Genomic DNA, 17,947 nt, shown 5'->3' with positions numbered 1-17,947 from the left:
TTGTCAGCACTAATCAACATCTTTATTGTATTGTTTACCATCATAGCAATGGAGTGCTTGTCTTGGTTTATACACAAGTATTTATTCCATGGACCACTATGGTTTATGCATAAAAGCCATCACCAAAAAGCAAAATCATTCTTCGAATGGAACGATCTGTTTGCCGCATTATTTGCTGCAGTATCCTTGTTTTTAATGTATGCCGATCGAGATAATTTAAGTTACCGGTTTTTTATTGGTTTAGGGATTACTTTATATGGTCTGATTTATTTTGTGGTACATGATTGGTTTGTGCACCGGAGATTTAAAACTTTTAAAAGCAACAACACTTATTTGCAGGCCGTACGGAAAGCACATAAGGTTCATCATAAGAATAGGGGCAAAGAAAAAGGTAAGGCTTTTGGTTTATTATTTGTGAGAAGAAGTTTGATAAAAAATGACTAAAATATTTTTTAACTAACTAATTAGTTTTATATTTAAGGTTATGAATATAAAGCCGATGAAAAAACTAATTTTTTGCGTGGCGCTACTTTTCGTAGGCTCTTTACATGCACAAACAATTAAATTCACCGTAGAAGGCGTAGTTCAAAACCCTAAAAATGCAAAATTTGCTTACATGGTAAGTGATGCGCCAGTAGTAGGAAAAGCAGATTTGTTTTTGGTGAGGCCAATAGATGGCAATCATTTTCAACTATCGGCTACATCCAATCTGGAGGGCCAGCTATTAAGAGAAGGTTTTATTTTTATTGATGAACGTGGGGATGTTACTTTAGCTGAAATAAAATCGAAGATAAAACAGAAAGTATGGTTTGTGGGTGGTAGTGCTAATCTTAAAAAGATTTTTCTGGAAGATGTTCAATTGGATATTGAAAACCCATATAATTTGGCGCCTGCAAAAATAATTAGTGGCGGAATTTATCTTCAGCAAACCAGTGACGCCACAAATGCATTAAAAGAACGAAAGTTTTTAAATTTTATTAAGCAAAATGCCGATTCACCGGTGGCATTAATGGAGTTAGGTAACTTTGTGCGGTATATCAGTATACCAGGTTTTTTTAAAGAGTTTGATTTTGGCTCGCCTACAGAATTATATGGCGCCCTTTCGAACCGGTTACAACAGACCAATGAAGGGAAGGCAATTAAAAAGAAAATTGATGAGCCATTAAAAAAATAGGGTCTGCTGATTCTGTTTTATGCTTCACTCATTCTTGGCAGGATGCTTGTTCTTTTTTATTAAACCTATGCCATGAGAAAAATTTACCATGCCTTTGCAATTTTATCACTTGTTGTTATTATTTCCTGCGGCAAAAAGACTGATCAAGAGCGTGCTATTGCACTTGTAAAATCAAAATACGCAAACAGTAATCAGGATTTGAATTTTGATGGGTCAAAATTAGATAGTCTTTATAATATTTCTCCTCGGGCTTATGCTGATAGTGTTAAAAAAGGAAACGAATTGGATGTCACCTTAGCAGAGTTGGAGAGCCAGATTGAGCATTTAAGCCAGGCAGAGTCAGATAGTGTAGGGTTGATTAGTGCTAAATTAACCAAAGAAAGGTACCATCTATTGGATGTTGCCAAAACCAAACCAGCTTTCATCGGTTGGAAACTTTCGAAAATAGTAGTTGAAGGAGAAAAAGCGGACACTTTAAGCTTTAATTTCGATAAGGGGATTACGAAGGTTGTAGAATAAATATTAACCTTAATGATATATCGACCTAATTTCAATTGTCCCTTATGAAAATATTTTATGCTGTAATTTTTATACTGCTAAGTCTAAAATGCTTTGCTCAAAATGATGCTTCAAGATTTAATTTATCAGGCAAAACCAATTTGAAAGATGGTGAAAAAATTATCCTCCAATATTATGGAAGCAAAGATTCTACCTTTGTAAAGGATGGTTCTTTTAAGTTCAGTGGCTATTTAAACGAGCCTAGTCTGGCTAGTTTGAAATATCGGCGGACTAATATTTTTGATGGGCCCGAATCCGTCCGGGTATTTTTAGAACCTAATGATTTGCATATAACCGTCCTTAGTGAGCAGTTTTTTAAAGCAAAACTTGTTGGGTCACAAACCCAGTCGGATTGGGATAGGGTTAGGCTTAAAGACGAGGCAGATGAAATATGGGACAAAATAGATTTTTTAAATAAAGAGATTAAGGAAAAAGGGAGCTCCGATTCGCTGAAAGCTAGTCTTAGTCTAAAATATGCAGAAAGATCAAGGCTATTTAAGGTAGCAGAAAAAAATAGTTTAGCTTTTATCAGAAACAATCCAAATTCTTACTTAAGCCCATATTTGTTAAGTTCTTTAAGCAGATCTTTACCTAAAGATTCTGTTCAGTTTTATTATCGGAGTTTTTCAGGGCCAGTGTTAAATAGCGCATGGGGAAGGTTCATTTATAAAGAACTAGATCATGAAGAAACAAGTAAAATAGGGCAACCAGCCCCCGGTTTTTCTGCGAAGCTGGCCAATGGAAAAACGATCAGCCTTGCCGAATTTAAGTCTAAAAAATATGTGCTGTTAGATTTTTGGGGAACCTGGTGTGTGCATTGCAGAGCACTGAGTCCCGATATGATTAAAATGTACAAAAAATATGAAAGTAAAGGGCTGGAAATTGTAAGTATTGCCACTGACTATGATCGTAAACTTTGGCAAAAGGCAATTGTGGATGACCGGACTGGTTTATGGAAACATATTCTATTAATGGATGCAAGCAAAAGTGCCAAAGGTGATAATTTGGCGGTGCAATACAATGTTCCAGCTTACCCAACATTCATCTTAATAGATAAAGAAGGTAAAGTAGCTGGCCGTTATGGTGGTGAGGGTAACGATTTTCATGTTAACTTAAAAAATAAACTAGCAGAAATCTTTGAATAGTCTGGTGTACGGCCAATCAATTATTAATATAAAGTCTTTTTATTTTACTTTTGCAGCATAACCCAGAATCAATATGCTTCAAATCCAGGAAAATATTTCGTTAAAACCGTATAATTCGTTTGGTATCGATGTTAAGGCAAGTTACTTTGCCGAGATATTTTCTGAAGCAGATTTAGCCAGACTGTTTAAAAACGAAATCGTAAAATCTCAAAAACTCCTGGTTATTGGTGGAGGAAGTAATGTGTTATTTACTCAGGATTATAAGGGATTAGTTGTTAAAATCAGCATCAAAGGTATTCAATCCAGAATGATTGATGATAAAGTGTTGATAACAGCCGGTGCTGGGGAAGTATGGAATGATTTTGTGAACTACTGTGTTGGACATCATTTTGCAGGCGTAGAAAATTTAAGCCTGATCCCTGGGACAGTGGGTGCATCGCCAATACAGAATATTGGTGCATATGGCGTAGAGCTTAAAGACGTTTTCGAAAGCTGCAGTGCTTTTGAGATCAAAACAGGGAAAATCAAAACCTTTACTTATGATGATTGCCATTTCGGTTACCGCGAAAGTATTTTCAAAGGTGAGTTGAAGGGCCAATATATTATTACGTCCGTTACTTTCCGTTTATCGGTAGAAGCGAAAATTAATACCTCCTATGGTGCAATTGAAACCGAGCTGCTGAATCGAGGCATCGAAAAGCCTGATATTGCCGATGTTTCAGCCGCTGTATCGCATATCCGCGTAAGCAAACTGCCTGATCCATCTACTATTGGCAACGCAGGTAGTTTCTTTAAAAATCCGGTGATTGAAAAATATGAATTTGCTGATATTGTGGCGAAACACCCCGATGTGGTACATTATCCTACAGCCGATGATAAAATTAAACTGGCGGCCGGCTGGTTAATTGAGCAATGTGGCTGGAAGGGTAAAGTGGTAGGCCAGACAGGTACCTGGAAAAACCAGGCATTGGTTTTAGTTAACCACGGGCATGCGACTGGCACAGAAGTGTATCATTTTTCTGAACAGATTATAGACAGTGTAAAGTCTACTTTTGGAGTCACTTTAGAAAGAGAAGTAAATATTCTGTGACGAAAGCTTGCCATTATGTAGTTGCACGCTTTTAACACCATGCCAGAAAATTTTGGTACTAAGTTTGTTTAGGTTTAAGTGAATGAACAATAATTCATTTGTTTTTTTATCTACCTAAAGCTAAATATCATGACAAAATTTGAATTCAATCATCTGGTTAATCATCACTCGGTATCGCTTAGATCTTATGCTTTAAATTTTACTAAAGACGCAGAAGACGCAAATGATTTGGTTCAGGATACCATGCTGAAAGCGATCACTTATTACAATAAGTTTAAAGAAGGTACGAATTTAAAAGGTTGGTTGTTTACCATCATGAAGAATACTTTCATTAACAACTATCGCCGACTGGTGAAAACAAATACTTTAATTACGCAAAGCGAAGATATATCTTCTGCAAATCTTTCATATAGTGCAACTAAAAATCAGGCAGAGAGCAAATTTGTGTTAGGCGATATAGATAAAGCCCTTTCGCAATTACCTGAAGAGTATTATGTGCCTTTTATCCGTTATTTTGAAGGATATAAGTACCACGAAATTGCAGATATGTTAGCTATTCCGATTGGAACAGTAAAAACGCGTATCCACGTAGCGAGAGGTATTCTTAAAAAATATTTAAAAACGTATTCTAAAGAAATTGCAACATCAGAAGTGATGTAAGCGTTAATCAGATTATTCTCAATTCCCGTTGAAGAACATTTTAACCAAAGCCCTGGCATATTTGCCTGGGCTTTTTTATTTATACTCGCTGAAATTAATAACAGTTGAAGTACCGGGAATAACGAATGAGATTGCATTTTTTACTTTTGAGACAATTGGAAACCAGAAGTATTGTAAAAGCAAAAGGCCTGAAAATTCAGGCCTTTTTGCTTATCATATATTTGGTTAGTTGATTCTTATTTTTTCTTTCAACAATTCGCCTTCTCTCTTATTTCGAAACAAATGCAAACCCCGAACGATTATGTGTTTTGAAGCTTTATTGCAGTATTTTTGTTTTGTGGTTATAAAGATAAGGGAAATTTTAAATTTGTCAAGCTTTTTTTAACTTTTTTTTTATTTCTTTTGCTACCACTTGCCCAGAGATGATTGCAGGTGGTACACCAGGCCCTGGAACGGTTAATTGTCCGGTGTATAAAAAATTTGTTACCTTACTTTTCATCTTAGGTTTTAAAAAAGCCGTTTGTTTCAAAGTGTTTGCTAATCCATACGCATTTCCTTTAAAGGCATGGTAATCTTCCACAAAATCATTCATGGCATAACTGCGCTTAAATAAAATGTTACCACTAATATCATTTCCGGTTAAATCTTTAAAGCGTTCGATCAATAAATTAAAGTATTCTTCCCTTTTACTTTCGCTATCTGCTAAATCAGGTGCTACCGGAATTAAGAAAAAAAGGTTCTCACAGCCCTCTGGCGCAACACTTTTATCGGTTACGGAAGGACAGCATGCATAAAACAGGGGCTTTGATGGCCATTGCGGATTGGTGTAGATTTCTTTGGCATGTTGATCGAAATTCTCATCAAAGAATAAGTTGTGGTGTAATATATTGTCTAGTTTTTTATTTAATCCGATATAAAACAAAAGGCAGGAAGGGGCCATGGTTCTTTCATTCCAATATTTTTCGCTGTAATTACGGTAAGGTTTATCAAAAAGATGCTGATCAATATGTTGATAATCGGCATTGCCTACCACAAAATCGCTTTTAAAACTGCCTTTATTGGTAATTACAGCCTCTGCCAGGTTGTCTTTCACTTCAATTTTGGTTACCTCAGTATCGAAAATAAATTTTACACCCTGCTCTTCTGCAATTTTTTGCATGGCCATTACAATTTTGTGCATACCCCCCATTGGGTACCAGGTGCCTAAAACGAGATCGGCATAGTTCATTAAACTGTATAAGGCAGGTGTGTTTTGTGGTGTGGCTCCTAAAAACAAAACGGGGAATTCTAAAAGTTTCCTCAAACGCTCATTATTGAATAACCGGTAAACATGCTTTCGCATATTGCCCAAAAGCTGCAATTTGATTCCGCTAACCGCCAATCTAGGATCGAAATATTCCATCACACTGTGCGAAGGCTTAAAAACATACTCATTCATGCCTACATCGTACTTGTATTTCGCCTGATCAAGAAAATGTTTTAAGTTTTTGCTGCTTCCTGGCTCAAGCTTTTCAAATAAAGCGTATAAATCAGCTAATGTTTCCGGAACATCAATAGTATCCTGTTTGCCAAAATAAATACGGTAAGAAGGATTTAATCTTTTTAGCGCATAAAAATCTGCGGTAGTTTTGCCGAACAGGTTATAGTAGTTTTCGAAAACATCTGGCATCCAGTACCAGCTGGGGCCCATATCGAAAAGGAATCCGTCTTTTTGCCAGGTTCTGGCCCTGCCACCGGCCATTTCGTTTTTTTCGATCACGATAACATCACAACCATCTTTAGCCAGTAAAGCCGCAGCAGCCAAACCTGCAAAGCCAGCACCGATAATGGTAACCCTGGGTTTTTTCTCCATGGTGTAAATAAAGGAATTTTATTGCGTTTTGTTTTTGTTAACATCAAATATTGTTTTTTCGTCATTGCGAGGAGGAACGACGAAGCAATCTTACAACGATCGCTACTAGCGTGCGCATTAAGATTGCTTCGTGCCTCGCAATGACGATATTTCACTTTTGAATAATATACAAAGCATCTACAATTAGCTTTTCTTACCTTTGCGGCATCTCATGATTAAACTACGCATTATATTTTTTCTGCTGTTTGCAGCAAGCAATATTACTTACGCCCAGTTATCTACCCAAGAAATTGCGATATTAAAAACTAATATGGTTAAAGCGGTAGAAAATTCGAAGCTAACCGACTCATTATTTACCAAACTGAACAAGCTGGCCAATAAAACCGCCTTAATTACGGGTTACACCGGAACGTTGGAGGCACTTAAGGCCAAGCACTCATGGAATCCATATAACAAGATTAAGTATGTAGGCCGATCGCTCAAAACCATGCAAAAAGCAATTGATATGGATAAGGAAAATATGGAGATTCGCTTTATGCGGTTTTCTATTGAGTTTTATACGCCTTCTTTTCTCGGTTTCAGTAAAGATTTAGCTCAGGATAAAAAAGAGATACTTAAACATTATCAAAATGAAAATTTTGGTCTAGCCGATCGCGAACTGGTTAAAAACGTAGCTAAATTTATGATCGACAGTAAAAAATGTACGCCAGCTGAAGTTAAAATTTTGACAAAACACCTTTAGAATGAATTATACCTATCTACTTATCAATCTTGCTGTAATTTTCTTTCCCCTGGTTTTATCGTTCGATAAAAAGGTGCATTTTTTTAGCAAATGGAAGTTTGTATTCCCGTCGATATTGATCACGGGCTTGGTGTTTTTAATTTGGGATATCCTGTTTACCAAGCTCAATGTGTGGTCTTTTAATCCCGATTACCTTATCGGGGTAAATCTTTTGGGATTACCTTTAGAAGAGATTCTATTCTTTTTAACAGTTCCTTATGCCTGTGTGTTTATTTACGAATGTTTGAATGCCTATTTTCCAAAAAACGACTTGCAAAAGTATAGCCTCGCAGTAAGTAATTTGTTCCTCGGGCTTTGTGTGGCCATTTTGTTTTTTGGTTACAGCAGGTGGTACACGCTGATCAATTTTGGCTTTTTATTTATGGTGCTGGCTTATGTAGAGTATGTAAACGTCCGGTTCAGGTTTATGTACAAGTTCTATAGGGCCTACCTAATTTCGCTTATTCCTTTCTATATTGTAAATGGGTTTTTAACTGCTATACCTGTGGTGATGTATAACGATAAGCAAAACCTTGGTTTTAGGGTAGGTACTATCCCTTTCGAAGATCATTTTTATTTAATGGGGCTGTTGTTGATGAATATCTACCTGTACGAAGTTTTTAAAAGCAGTACCGCGAAGAAAGAAGAGTTAAGATTGGAAAATTAAAAAGTTTATTTCTTAAAAAATTTCATCCTGGGCATGGACGAAGAGTAGTCTTTTATTAGAAAATGAACGTGCAGCAGTTTGTGGCGGTTTGCAGCCCCGCCATTCGCTATAGTCCCGATGAAAAATCGGGAGCTGCCGCTGCTGTCGGGTTTAAGGACAGGGGGGTGTACACCCTGCAACCCCAAAAAATGAAATGCTGTCGTGGCCAACCAGCCCCGGTTGAAGCGATACCCTGCAGCAACGAGGTATCCCGAACTTTCGGGAAAGCGTATAAGCGTAAAACGGGAAGAAACTTAGTATTTTGTACAAGCCTTGCGCTTCAAATGAGAGTAATAAATTGAAATACCCAGTATAAAGGTCTTCGACTCCGCTCAGAAGACAATGGCTCCTTTAAAAAAGATGTCATCCTGAGCGTAGTCGAAGGACAATCTTTTTAATTATCTTCAACCCGAAATTAATTTAAATGGATTTACCCAGCTATACCAAGCAGCAACTCGCTTTACGCAACGGACAGGACAAACCTCAAATATGGGTGGCTTATAAAGGTTTGATCTATGATATGACCGATAGCAGGCTGTGGCGGAACGGTAAACATTATGAACACTGGGCCGGGCAGGATTTAACAGACGAACTGACCGATGCACCCCACACCGAAGCTGTTTTTGAAAAATTTGTACCGATAGCCGTATTGGCTACACCAAATTGATTTTGGTATGTACAGATGGTTTGGTGTAAAGATTTTACTCCATAAAAAAGCCGCAGATTTAAAAGAAATTAATCTTTAAATCTACGGCTAAAGTTTATTTAATTACAACTGGCAACTGAAAATTGCCTGCTGTTAACTGAAAACTTATTAAACTTCTATAGTAAAAGCACTTAAGCTTACAAATTCCTGGATTCTTGCTGCAACTTCTTCATCGGTTAAATTTAATAACCTTTCCGTTCCAAATTTCTCTACACAGAAAGAAGCCAAAGCAGAGCCATAAATGATCGCATTTTTCATGTTATTGAAGTTAATTGTACCCACTTTAGCCAAATAGCCGATAAAGCCTCCTGCGAAAGTATCGCCAGCACCTGTTGGATCAAATACTTCTGCCAAAGGCAAAGCCGGGGCTGAGAAAATCTGATCTTCATGGAATAACAATGCACCATGTTCGCCTTTTTTAATGATCAAATATTTTGGTCCCATGGCAAGGATTTTTTTAGCAGCTTTAACCAATGAGTATTCGCCCGATAACTGACGCGCTTCGGCGTCATTTATCGTTAATACATCTACCATTTTAATGGTTTCCAATAAATCATCCATCATAATATCCATCCAGAAGTTCATGGTGTCCATTACGATTAATTTCGGGCGGTTTTTAAGGCGTTTGATTACCGTTTGCTGCACCTGTGGGGTTAGGTTGCCTAACATCAGGTATTCGCAGTCTTGATAGCTCTCTGGGATAATCGGATCGAAATTTTCCAGTACATTCAATTCCGTAATTAAAGTATCACGGCTATTCATGTCGTTATGGTATTTTCCTGACCAAAAAAATGATTTTTCACCTGCTTTAATCTGTAGTCCTTCGGTATCAATACCGTGTGTGGTGAAGGTATCAATATCTGATTGATGAAAATCATCACCTACTACTGCTACAATTTTTGCTTTATTGTAAAAGTAGGAAGCCGCTAAACTTGCGTAGGTTGCTGCTCCACCTACAATTTTATCTGTTTTTCCGAAAGGAGTTTCAATAGCATCAAAAGCTACAGTACCTATGATTATCAGGCTCATATCTATGTGTTAATTTTTTTTTAAAATTTTTCACTGCAAATATTGCATAAATAATTTAAAAGCCCTAATATTGCATTCCCAAAACGAACAAGGGTATGTGTGCTGTAAAGTGCAAAGAACCTCGTTTTAGGAAACGACCAGTACTCCTTCTTAGCTCAGCTGGTTAGAGCATCTGACTGTTAATCAGAGGGTCGCTGGTTCGAGCCCAGCAGAGGGAGCCAAAACCCACAACGAAAGTTGTGGGTTTTTTGAGTTTAGGGGATAGGTGAAGTTATGCTGAATGTAGTAAAGCCTTAAATTGTTATATTTTAATTTCAGTTTTAAATACTACCGTAGCATCACCTTTTATCTTAATTAGCGACGGTAGGTCATTTTCAATTCCGACACTAACGCTTATTATTCCGAGTCTGTTTATCTTTTCTCCTTGTTTGCCGTTGAATTCGAAAAGGCTATCCTTAAAATCAACAATTTTATTTTGTATGAGGTATCCGCCTAAAGGTCCATTTGCATTACCTGTAACCGGATCTTCATTTATTCCGATTCCAGGGGCAAACATTCTTCCGTATGTTAATACATCATCATCGTCCGAGTCAAATGTGAATACAAAATAGCCATTGCAATTAATCTGTTTGCTTAGATCAATCAAGCTATTGTAATCAGGGTTCAGATTGTTCAGCTTTTCTCTGCTTTTTATTCCAATCATCACTTTCGAATGTCCTGTAGAAGCAATCTGGACCGGGCACCTTTCATCAGTGTCATTATAATGAAGTCCTAGTGATGATAATATCTGTTGAGTGGTAGTGTTATCGAATATCGGGCTGAGTTCAAATTTACCCTGGGTCATTATTATCTGATAGTCCCCGTTTTTCTTAATGATCTCAAAAGGCAGTGTGCCAACCTTGGTTTTATACCTCAAAACACAAGCGTCTAAATTGTATTCAATAGCTTTTGCATACATTGCGGCAATTGTGGCGTGGCCACAAATGGGAACTTCTGATGTTGGTGTGAAATACCTGATTAAACCATCAGAATCATTGTCGTCGGGAGAAAAAAGAAAGGCTGTTTCAGAATTATTTAATTCTTTGGCAATCTGTTGCATTTGAGCATCAGTCAGCCCATCTGCATTCACAACTACACCCGCCGGATTTCCGCTAAATCTTTCCTTTGTAAAAGCGTCTATCTGGTATATTTTATACGTTTTCATGGTCGTTTCAGGTTTGTTAAAGGGGTTTCTCCTCTTTTTGCATACACTGATCAAATATATTCAATTTTATAAATGGGACCCTGATGCTTTAATACATATAACAGATGAAACCAAACTTATGACGATCTGTTGAAGAAAGCCCTATTAAAAAACTTTCATAAAAATTTGCGTAGTTAAATGACTACATGTATATTTGTAGTCAAATAGCTACATAATGAATTTAAGAAGAGATGTATTTCAGGCCATTGCCGACCCTACGAGAAGGGCGATATTGCTTTTAGTTGCTTCACAATCGATGACGGCTGGTGCGATAGCTACCAATTTCGACACCGCAAGGCCAACTGTTTCAAAACACCTGCAGATCCTCACGGAATGCGAGTTGTTGGAGCAAAAACAAAACGGCAGAGAAATTCATTACCACACTAACGCAAAAAAAATGAAAGAAATTGCCGATTTTATTGAGCCGTTCCGCAAGATGTGGGACGACAGATTTAATAAACTGGAAGATATTATGAAAAATTATAAACCAAGCAAATAGCATAACATGGAGCAGAAAACAAAAATTGATGCCGAAAATGGCAAACAGGAAATGATCATTACCAGAGAATTTGAGCTGCCTGTAGCATTACTTTTTAAGGCTTATGTTGAACCTGAAATAATAGCGCAATGGATGGGGACAAAAGTATTGAAACTTGAAAACAAAAAGTATGGCAGTTACCAGTTTGAAACGGCTGATGCTAAAGGGAACCTAGCGTTTGTAGCCACCGGAGTTATACACGAGTTTGTGCCTGATGAAAAAATAACGCGGACATTCGAAATGGAAAATACACCTTTTGGCGTTCAGCTTGAGTTTTTAAAGTTTGATAAACTAACCGATGATCGTAGTAAACTTACTATGCATGTGATTTACAGATCAGTAGCGTTAAGGGATCAAATACTTGCCTTGCCTTTTGCGCAGGGTATTAATATGGCACATAACCGTTTACAAAACATTGTAAATCAATTAAAATAGTACACTATGACAAAGAGAAATAAAATTATCTATTGGATTGCTACCGTTTGGCTGTCGCTAGGCATGTTATCAACAGGAATAGTACAGTTGATAAAAATGAAAGAAGAAGTGGCATTGTTTACGCAATTGGGTTATCCGCTTTATTTTCTGACTATATTGGGAATTTGGAAAATTTTGGGCGTGGTTGCGGTGTTAATTCCTAAATTTACTTTACTGAAAGAATGGGCTTATGCAGGTTTTTTCTTTGTCATGTCTGGTGCTGTTTTCTCACATATTGCAATTGGCGATACCAGCACTTCAGCATACTTCGGACCGATATTGCTGCTTGTGTTAACTGTAGTGTCGTGGTATTTTAGGCCTGCGGATAGAAAAATTAGCTCAGTTAACTAAAATAATTTAAACATAAGGAAGGAAAAGGGCAAAGGAACAAACAAATTCGACTGATATGAAAACGAATCCAAAAGTTGATTTTTATTTTAACAAAGCGAAAAAGTGGCAGGAAGAACTGTTACTGCTACGGACAATTGCCCTAGATTGTGGGCTTACCGAAGAATTAAAATGGGGAGTGCCTTGTTATACCTTAAACAACAGCAACATCGTTTTAATACATGATTTTAAAGAATACTGCGCATTTTTATTTTTTAAAGGCGTTTTATTGAATGATACCGCCGGGATCCTGATCCAGCAAACGAAGAATGTACAAGTTGGCAGGCAGGTGCGCTTTACCAATGCCCTCGAAATAGTGGAGCTTAAAGCTATATTGAAGACCTATATTTATGAAGCCATTGAGGTGGAAAAAGCTGGTTTGAAAGTAGAGCTTAAGAAAACTACCGAATATAACATTCCAGATGAGTTTCAGCAGAAATTAGATCACATTCCAGATTTAAAAACGGCATTTGAAGCCTTAACGCCTGGTCGTCAAAGGGGGTATTTGCTTCATTTTGCGGCAGCCAAGCAAGCTAAAACCCGTGAGGCAAGAGTAGAGAAATTTATACCGCAGATATTAAGTGGCAAAGGATTGGACGATTAATCGTTTCCTCATTTCATGGTGTTGGATGTTATCACCATTGGTTTGTCATCCTGTCCAAAGGACTCCTGTGGAGAACGGAGTCGAAGGGTTTTTAGTGTAGAGGTATTGTGTCTAACAGCCAGTTCTTTAAAATTAGGAAATGAGCGTTTTGTGGTTCTTGGCGGCTTCTAGTCCCGCTTTCCATTACAAGACCTCGCTACGCTGTGGGCTTTTCATTGCAATCGGGTTTAGGGGGAAAGGTTCGTGCACCCAGCAACCCAACAAATGAAATACTGCTGTTGTTACCTAGCCCCGGTTGAAGCGTTACCCTGCAGCAACGAGGTATGAGGAAGCGAAGCGTAAAAGCGTAAAACGGGAAGAAACTTAGTGTTTTGTACAGGCACTGCGCTCCAAACAGAAGTTGCTAATGTATTGGAATTTAAAGGATATGGTTTTCAAAAAAAAGATGTCATCCTGAGCGTAGTCGAAGGATAATCTTTTTTAATTATATAGACTATAAATTGATTTATCAGGCTATACCTAAAGCTTTAACTTTAAGATATACGGGATTTTAAGCAAAAATAAAACATATGAGTAAAATAAATAACAATAAAAAAGAGTTGTCGGCAGTGCAAGCCGAAGAACTCCTCCATACTTTAAAAGTCCGTTTCGAGAAAAACATGGACCGCCATAAAAGTATTGAATGGGCTAAAGTAGAAGAAAGGTTAGTTGCCAGGCCTGAAAAACTATGGGTGCTTGACGAAATGGAAATAACAGGCGGCGAACCCGATGTAGTTGATTATGATAAAGAAACAGGCGAATATATTTTTTACGATTGTTCGGCAGAAAGCCCCAAAGGCCGTAGAAGTACTTGTTATGATTTGGAAGGGCTGGAATCGAGAAAAGAGCACCAACCGGAAAATAATGCTGTTGATATGGCTGCAACGATGGGCGTAGAACTCTTAACAGAAGAACAGTACCGTTTTTTGCAGCAACTCGGAAAATTCGATACCAAAACATCAAGCTGGATAGTAACTCCTCCAGAGATTAGAGAATTGGGTGGTGCGCTTTTTGGCGATCGCCGCTACGATCATGTATTTGTTTACCACAATGGTGCACAATCGTATTATGCTGCAAGAGCATTTCGTGGTTTGTTAAAAGTGTAAACTATAGGTTCATTGGTTCATTTGTCACTGGTTCATTAGTTAGCAGGGAGAAGAAATTTGTTCTGTGGTTAATTGTTTGAATCGGTTAATCGACCTTGGACTCCGCACTAAGGACTTCGGACTAATCAAAACTTCATTAAATCTTCATCTTTTGTTTTCACCTTTGGGCTTTCTATTCTTCATTATATTCCGGCCTTAAATCTTGGTTGTTAAGGAATTGTTTTCTTATTGTATTATTCTGATTTTCATATTGTTAACGTAATGTTAAACTTAATTTATTGTTAATATTGAATTAACATTAGGACTGTTGTTTTGCATGAAAATAAAACAACAGAAAATGAAATCACGCATACTATCCCTAGTAAGTATTCTGCTGCTCTTGGTCACATTTGCTCAGGCACAGGTTACAACATCTAGTATTAATGGAAAGATTAAGGATAATAAGGGTATCATCCCAGGGGCAACCATTGTGATGATGCATGTTCCAACAGGTACTGTATCTAAAGGTTCGTCAAATGAGAACGGACTTTACCGCATTGGCAACTTGAACCCAGGTGGGCCATACAAAATTACCGTAACCTTTGTGGGTTATAGCCCAGTGGTAAAAGAGAATATCTATTTAACCTTGGGTTCGGACGTAAGGCTCGATCTTGATCTTCAGGAGCAAGGTAATCAACTGGCCGAAGTAAGTGTTAAAGGCCAAAAAGGCGGAACAAAATCTGGTGCGGGCACCAGTATCGGCGAAGGTCAGATCAAAACACTGCCAACCATGAACCGCAGCCTGCAGGATGTAACAAGGGTTACTCCTCAAGGCAGTAAAGATAATACCTTTGGAGGAACAAACTTTAGATACAACAACGTGACTATTGATGGTGCAATTAATAACGATGCCATTGGTTTTAGTCCTTCATTAGGTGGGCAAAGTGGAAGCTCGGGTATGCCTGGAAGCAGTACACGTACCAATCCGGTTTCGTTAGATGCCATTCAGGATGTTACCGTTTTACTTTCTCCTTACGATGTTAAAGTGGGTAACTTTTTAGGTGGCAGTATTAATGCTGTTACGCGTGGTGGTACTAATGAGGTAGTTGGATCGGTTTACGGTTATGGCCGTAACGCCTCTTTAATCGGTAGAAATAAAATCGGCGATAACAGCAAAGAACCCTCCGCTTTTCACGATTACCAAACGGGTTTCCGTGTAGGTTTCCCGATTATAAAAGATAAATTGTTTTTCTTCACCAATGAAGAGATTACCCGCCGTCAGGATCCGGTAATTTTAGGCGCAGGATCGTCTGATATGAAATTGCTTACCTTAACTGAGGCACAGCAGATTTCTGACCGCATGAAAACAGCTTATGGTGTAGATGCCGGTTCGTTTGGCGATTACAACATCTATTCTCAGTCTAACAAATTCTTTAACCGCTTAGATTGGAACATCAGTGAAAGCACCCAGCTAACCATCAGAAATAATACCATCATTTCGAAAGCAACAAACTTAGAAAGAGATCAGTCTAACTTCAGGTTTGGCGGTATCGATTTCGGACAGAATAATAATCAGACTTCAACTGTTGCCGATCTGAAAACCCGTTTCGGAAATTCAGCTACCAATAACGTGATTGTTGGTTACTCAACCGTTCACGATTACCGCGATCCACTGTCTAATCCGGCTTTGCCGCAGATCGAGATTGCTTCTAACGGGGGAACATTGTTTTTGGGTACCGACCGTGAGGCAAGTATCTTCAACATGAAGCAGAATACTTTCGAATTTACCGATAACTATACTTTCAGCAAAGGGAACCATACTTTTACCTTTGGTACGCACAATGAGTTTTACAACATCAACTATGGTTTCGTAAACTCATGGAATGGCCGTGTGGCTTATAGCAGCATCGCCGATTTCCTGGCCAACAAACCAAATAGGGTACGTACAAGTTATAACTACGATGACAATACGCGCGATCATATTATTGAGAATCCAACTGCAGAATTTAATGTGAACATGTACAGCGTTTATGGTCAGGACGAGATCCGTATTGGCGATCGTTTCAAATTGACGCCGGGTTTACGTTTCGATATGACTGATTTACCAAATATGCCATCATTAAGTCCAAAAACAACCAATTCTCCGGTTGATGCAAATTACGGTACAACCTATACTTACACACAACCATCATCAATTACCGGGAAATTCCTGAACAAAATCCAGGTTTCTCCACGTGTTGGCTTTAATTTCGACGTGCTGGGTAACCAAAGTTTGGTTATGCGTGGTGGTACCGGCTTATTTACCAGCCGTGTTCCTTTTGCATGGATCGGTTATGCATATTACAACAATGGTGTAAACTATGGCGCTTTCGATAAATCGTATGTTTATGCCAATGCTGATCCTGCCAAAATTGTAACACCTGTAGCGGGTACTGATCCGATCAGAGATGCTTTAACAGGTAATGGTGAAGCTGGTTATGTTGCTAATCAAGGTGTTAATGTTAAAGATGCTAAAGGTGCAACACAGGTAGATTTGGTGGATAACAACTTTAAAATGCCAAAAGCATGGAGAAGTAATTTAGCCTTCGATTATAAAACAGACGACCAGTGGAAATTTACGGTGGAGGGAATCTTTAGCCAGGTGATTAAAGATGTGCAGTTTCAGCAGATCAACTATGTAGATAACCCTACTTACATGGCTTATGATACCCAGAAGCAGCAGCCTATTTATTCAGGTGCCAAAATTAATCCTTTATATACCAATGCCTACCTATTATCAAATACTGATAAAGGATATAAATATAGCTTAACCGCTCAGGTGAGTAAATCACTTCCTATCGGTTTAGATATGATGGTGGCTTATACCTACGGAATATCGAAAGATATTGCCAATGGTATCCGTAATTCAATGGAATCTAACTGGCAGTTAAACCAGGCTCTTAGTCCAAATAATCCAGGCTTGGCTTATTCTAATTTCGATATCCGTAACAGGATTATTTCGACTATCAATTACAGGTTAGATTGGGCTAAAAACGGTAAATATGTATCTAACTTCTCGCTATTCTTCAGCGGCCAGTCAGGTTCGCCTTATTCATTAGGTTTGGTGAATACCAGGATCAATGGAACTGGCCAAACCGTAAGTTTGATGTATATTCCGGCTGTAGGCGAAACACAAAAGTTCTTTGCCAACAACGCAGCAGGAATTGCGCAAGCTGCCGCATTTGATGATTATATCAATAACGATAAATACTTAAGTACGCGTCGTGGCGATTTTACGGAGCGTAATGGTGCACGCACCCCTTGGAATGTTCAGGCCGATTTCCGCTTCTCTCAGGATATTCAGGTTGCAAAAGGAAAGCATCCACATGTACTTACTTTAACTTACGATATTATTAACCTCACCAATTTGGTAAATAAAGATTGGGGAATTCAATATTTTTCTCCTAATACTTATAACTCAATGGCGAGTGTGGGTATTAAGGTGGCAACAGCAGGTACACCAACCGCATATCCGGTATATACCTTTGCTCAGAAAGATGTAACCTCTTATTCAAAAGATTTCTTTGCCTCACGTTATCAGATGCAATTGGGATTGAGATATAGTTTCTAATCTTTTTTAATATTAATATACAACGGTCTGACCTAAATAAGGTTGGACCGTTTTTTTGTGCAGGCTTACCATAAATCGTCATTTCGACCGCAGTAGAGAAATCTGTCTAGATAGATCTCTCCTCCGAGGGAGTTCCATTGAAACACTTCGCATAGTTCGGTCGAGATGGCAACCATTCGAAAACGCTGGAAATCTTTCTGATGTATCCAATTAAACCTTTCCTATCCTTCCTCCGTCAAAATAAAACACACAGCATAAAGCTTGAT

18 protein-coding genes and 1 tRNA gene are annotated in these 17,947 nt (G+C 38.2%); 16 read left to right on the top strand and 3 right to left on the bottom strand.

Going from position 1 to position 17,947, the window contains the following annotated elements:
- The 6 genes from LQ227_RS06420 to LQ227_RS06395 all read left to right on the top strand — a co-directional run bounded on the left by LQ227_RS06420 (position 1) and on the right by LQ227_RS06395 (position 4,627).
- Positions 1-444, top strand: a complete 444-nt coding sequence (locus LQ227_RS06420) for a sterol desaturase family protein (protein ID WP_371824739.1) — start codon at positions 1-3, stop codon at positions 442-444.
- Positions 445-499: 55 nt separating this feature from the next.
- Positions 500-1,174: a hypothetical protein gene (locus tag LQ227_RS06415; RefSeq protein WP_230148760.1), complete on the top strand. Its 675-nt coding sequence runs from the start codon at positions 500-502 to the stop codon at positions 1,172-1,174.
- 72 nt (positions 1,175-1,246) lie between these two features.
- Positions 1,247-1,693, top strand: a complete 447-nt coding sequence (locus LQ227_RS06410; RefSeq protein WP_230148758.1) for a hypothetical protein — start codon at positions 1,247-1,249, stop codon at positions 1,691-1,693.
- A gap of 44 nt (positions 1,694-1,737) precedes the next feature.
- Positions 1,738-2,877: a TlpA disulfide reductase family protein gene (locus tag LQ227_RS06405; protein ID WP_230148756.1), complete on the top strand. Its 1,140-nt coding sequence runs from the start codon at positions 1,738-1,740 to the stop codon at positions 2,875-2,877.
- A 73-nt stretch (positions 2,878-2,950) separates the two neighbouring features.
- Positions 2,951-3,967: a UDP-N-acetylmuramate dehydrogenase gene (murB, locus tag LQ227_RS06400; protein WP_230142011.1), complete on the top strand. Its 1,017-nt coding sequence runs from the start codon at positions 2,951-2,953 to the stop codon at positions 3,965-3,967.
- Between the two features lie 129 nt (positions 3,968-4,096).
- Positions 4,097-4,627, top strand: a complete 531-nt coding sequence (locus tag LQ227_RS06395) for an RNA polymerase sigma factor (protein ID WP_057931296.1) — start codon at positions 4,097-4,099, stop codon at positions 4,625-4,627.
- Positions 4,628-4,997: 370 nt separating this feature from the next.
- Here LQ227_RS06395 and LQ227_RS06390 read toward each other — a convergent pair whose 3' ends face one another.
- Positions 4,998-6,479, bottom strand: a complete 1,482-nt coding sequence (locus tag LQ227_RS06390) for an NAD(P)/FAD-dependent oxidoreductase (protein WP_230148754.1) — start codon at positions 6,477-6,479, stop codon at positions 4,998-5,000.
- A gap of 211 nt (positions 6,480-6,690) precedes the next feature.
- Here LQ227_RS06390 and LQ227_RS06385 point away from each other — a divergent pair, with 211 nt between their 5' ends.
- The 3 genes from LQ227_RS06385 (at position 6,691) to LQ227_RS06375 (ending at position 8,633) form a co-directional block, all read left to right on the top strand.
- Entirely contained in the window at positions 6,691-7,221 is a 531-nt protein-coding gene (locus tag LQ227_RS06385; protein WP_230145753.1) for a hypothetical protein, read from the top strand.
- A 1-nt stretch (position 7,222) separates the two neighbouring features.
- The gene (locus tag LQ227_RS06380; RefSeq protein WP_230145755.1) at positions 7,223-7,927 is read left to right on the top strand and encodes a lycopene cyclase domain-containing protein; all 705 of its coding nucleotides are present in this window, start codon (positions 7,223-7,225) and stop codon (positions 7,925-7,927) included.
- Positions 7,928-8,390: 463 nt separating this feature from the next.
- Positions 8,391-8,633, top strand: coding sequence for a cytochrome b5 domain-containing protein (locus LQ227_RS06375; RefSeq protein WP_230145757.1), 243 nt, complete (start codon positions 8,391-8,393; stop codon positions 8,631-8,633).
- 147 nt (positions 8,634-8,780) lie between these two features.
- Here the strand turns inward: LQ227_RS06375 and LQ227_RS06370 are convergent, their stop codons facing one another.
- Positions 8,781-9,701: a PfkB family carbohydrate kinase gene (locus LQ227_RS06370; RefSeq protein WP_029280619.1), complete on the bottom strand. Its 921-nt coding sequence runs from the start codon at positions 9,699-9,701 to the stop codon at positions 8,781-8,783.
- A gap of 144 nt (positions 9,702-9,845) precedes the next feature.
- Here LQ227_RS06370 and LQ227_RS06365 point away from each other — a divergent pair.
- Positions 9,846-9,922 (top strand) — tRNA-Asn (locus LQ227_RS06365).
- Between the two features lie 80 nt (positions 9,923-10,002).
- Here LQ227_RS06365 and LQ227_RS06360 read toward each other — a convergent pair.
- Entirely contained in the window at positions 10,003-10,905 is a 903-nt protein-coding gene (locus LQ227_RS06360) for a PhzF family isomerase (RefSeq protein ID WP_230145759.1), read from the bottom strand.
- Positions 10,906-11,119: 214 nt separating this feature from the next.
- On the opposite strand from LQ227_RS06360, the gene LQ227_RS06355 reads away from it, so the two are divergent.
- The 6 genes from LQ227_RS06355 to LQ227_RS06330 all read left to right on the top strand — a co-directional run bounded on the left by LQ227_RS06355 (position 11,120) and on the right by LQ227_RS06330 (position 17,681).
- On the top strand, positions 11,120-11,443 hold the full coding sequence (locus LQ227_RS06355; protein WP_057931288.1) for a helix-turn-helix transcriptional regulator: 324 nt from the start codon (positions 11,120-11,122) through the stop codon (positions 11,441-11,443).
- A gap of 6 nt (positions 11,444-11,449) precedes the next feature.
- Entirely contained in the window at positions 11,450-11,917 is a 468-nt protein-coding gene (locus tag LQ227_RS06350) for an SRPBCC domain-containing protein (RefSeq protein WP_230145761.1), read from the top strand.
- 6 nt (positions 11,918-11,923) lie between these two features.
- On the top strand, positions 11,924-12,307 hold the full coding sequence (locus LQ227_RS06345) for a DoxX family protein (protein WP_230148752.1): 384 nt from the start codon (positions 11,924-11,926) through the stop codon (positions 12,305-12,307).
- Between the two features lie 55 nt (positions 12,308-12,362).
- Positions 12,363-12,947 (top strand): YdeI family protein, encoded by a 585-nt coding sequence (locus LQ227_RS06340; protein ID WP_230148750.1) that lies wholly within the window; start codon positions 12,363-12,365, stop codon positions 12,945-12,947.
- Positions 12,948-13,516: 569 nt separating this feature from the next.
- Positions 13,517-14,092, top strand: coding sequence for a DUF4256 domain-containing protein (locus LQ227_RS06335; RefSeq protein WP_230148748.1), 576 nt, complete (start codon positions 13,517-13,519; stop codon positions 14,090-14,092).
- 337 nt (positions 14,093-14,429) lie between these two features.
- Positions 14,430-17,681, top strand: a complete 3,252-nt coding sequence (locus LQ227_RS06330) for a TonB-dependent receptor (protein WP_230148746.1) — start codon at positions 14,430-14,432, stop codon at positions 17,679-17,681.
- Positions 17,682-17,947: the final 266 nt, after the last annotated feature.

This window comes from Pedobacter sp. Bi27 (assembly GCF_918698255.1).
In the GTDB taxonomy this organism is placed as follows: Bacteria; Bacteroidota; Bacteroidia; order Sphingobacteriales; family Sphingobacteriaceae; genus Pedobacter.
The sequence above is the reverse complement of the archived record's forward strand: the minus strand, read 5'-3'. Positions and strand labels throughout refer to the sequence as shown.

Bases quoted from the DNA above. Each gene is read 5' to 3' on its own strand.
- LQ227_RS06415 (WP_230148760.1), top strand. From the start codon at position 500: ATGAAAAAACTAATTTTTTGCGTGGCGCTACTTTTCGTAGGCTCTTTA.
- LQ227_RS06410 (WP_230148758.1), top strand. From the start codon at position 1,247: ATGAGAAAAATTTACCATGCCTTTGCAATTTTATCACTTGTTGTTATT.
- LQ227_RS06405 (WP_230148756.1), top strand. From the start codon at position 1,738: ATGAAAATATTTTATGCTGTAATTTTTATACTGCTAAGTCTAAAATGC.
- murB (WP_230142011.1), top strand. From the start codon at position 2,951: ATGCTTCAAATCCAGGAAAATATTTCGTTAAAACCGTATAATTCGTTT.
- LQ227_RS06395 (WP_057931296.1), top strand. From the start codon at position 4,097: ATGACAAAATTTGAATTCAATCATCTGGTTAATCATCACTCGGTATCG.
- LQ227_RS06390 (WP_230148754.1), bottom strand. From the start codon at position 6,479: ATGGAGAAAAAACCCAGGGTTACCATTATCGGTGCTGGCTTTGCAGGT.
- LQ227_RS06385 (WP_230145753.1), top strand. From the start codon at position 6,691: ATGATTAAACTACGCATTATATTTTTTCTGCTGTTTGCAGCAAGCAAT.
- LQ227_RS06380 (WP_230145755.1), top strand. From the start codon at position 7,223: ATGAATTATACCTATCTACTTATCAATCTTGCTGTAATTTTCTTTCCC.
- LQ227_RS06375 (WP_230145757.1), top strand. From the start codon at position 8,391: ATGGATTTACCCAGCTATACCAAGCAGCAACTCGCTTTACGCAACGGA.
- LQ227_RS06370 (WP_029280619.1), bottom strand. From the start codon at position 9,701: ATGAGCCTGATAATCATAGGTACTGTAGCTTTTGATGCTATTGAAACT.
- LQ227_RS06360 (WP_230145759.1), bottom strand. From the start codon at position 10,905: ATGAAAACGTATAAAATATACCAGATAGACGCTTTTACAAAGGAAAGA.
- LQ227_RS06355 (WP_057931288.1), top strand. From the start codon at position 11,120: ATGAATTTAAGAAGAGATGTATTTCAGGCCATTGCCGACCCTACGAGA.
- LQ227_RS06350 (WP_230145761.1), top strand. From the start codon at position 11,450: ATGGAGCAGAAAACAAAAATTGATGCCGAAAATGGCAAACAGGAAATG.
- LQ227_RS06345 (WP_230148752.1), top strand. From the start codon at position 11,924: ATGACAAAGAGAAATAAAATTATCTATTGGATTGCTACCGTTTGGCTG.
- LQ227_RS06340 (WP_230148750.1), top strand. From the start codon at position 12,363: ATGAAAACGAATCCAAAAGTTGATTTTTATTTTAACAAAGCGAAAAAG.
- LQ227_RS06335 (WP_230148748.1), top strand. From the start codon at position 13,517: ATGAGTAAAATAAATAACAATAAAAAAGAGTTGTCGGCAGTGCAAGCC.
- LQ227_RS06330 (WP_230148746.1), top strand. From the start codon at position 14,430: ATGAAATCACGCATACTATCCCTAGTAAGTATTCTGCTGCTCTTGGTC.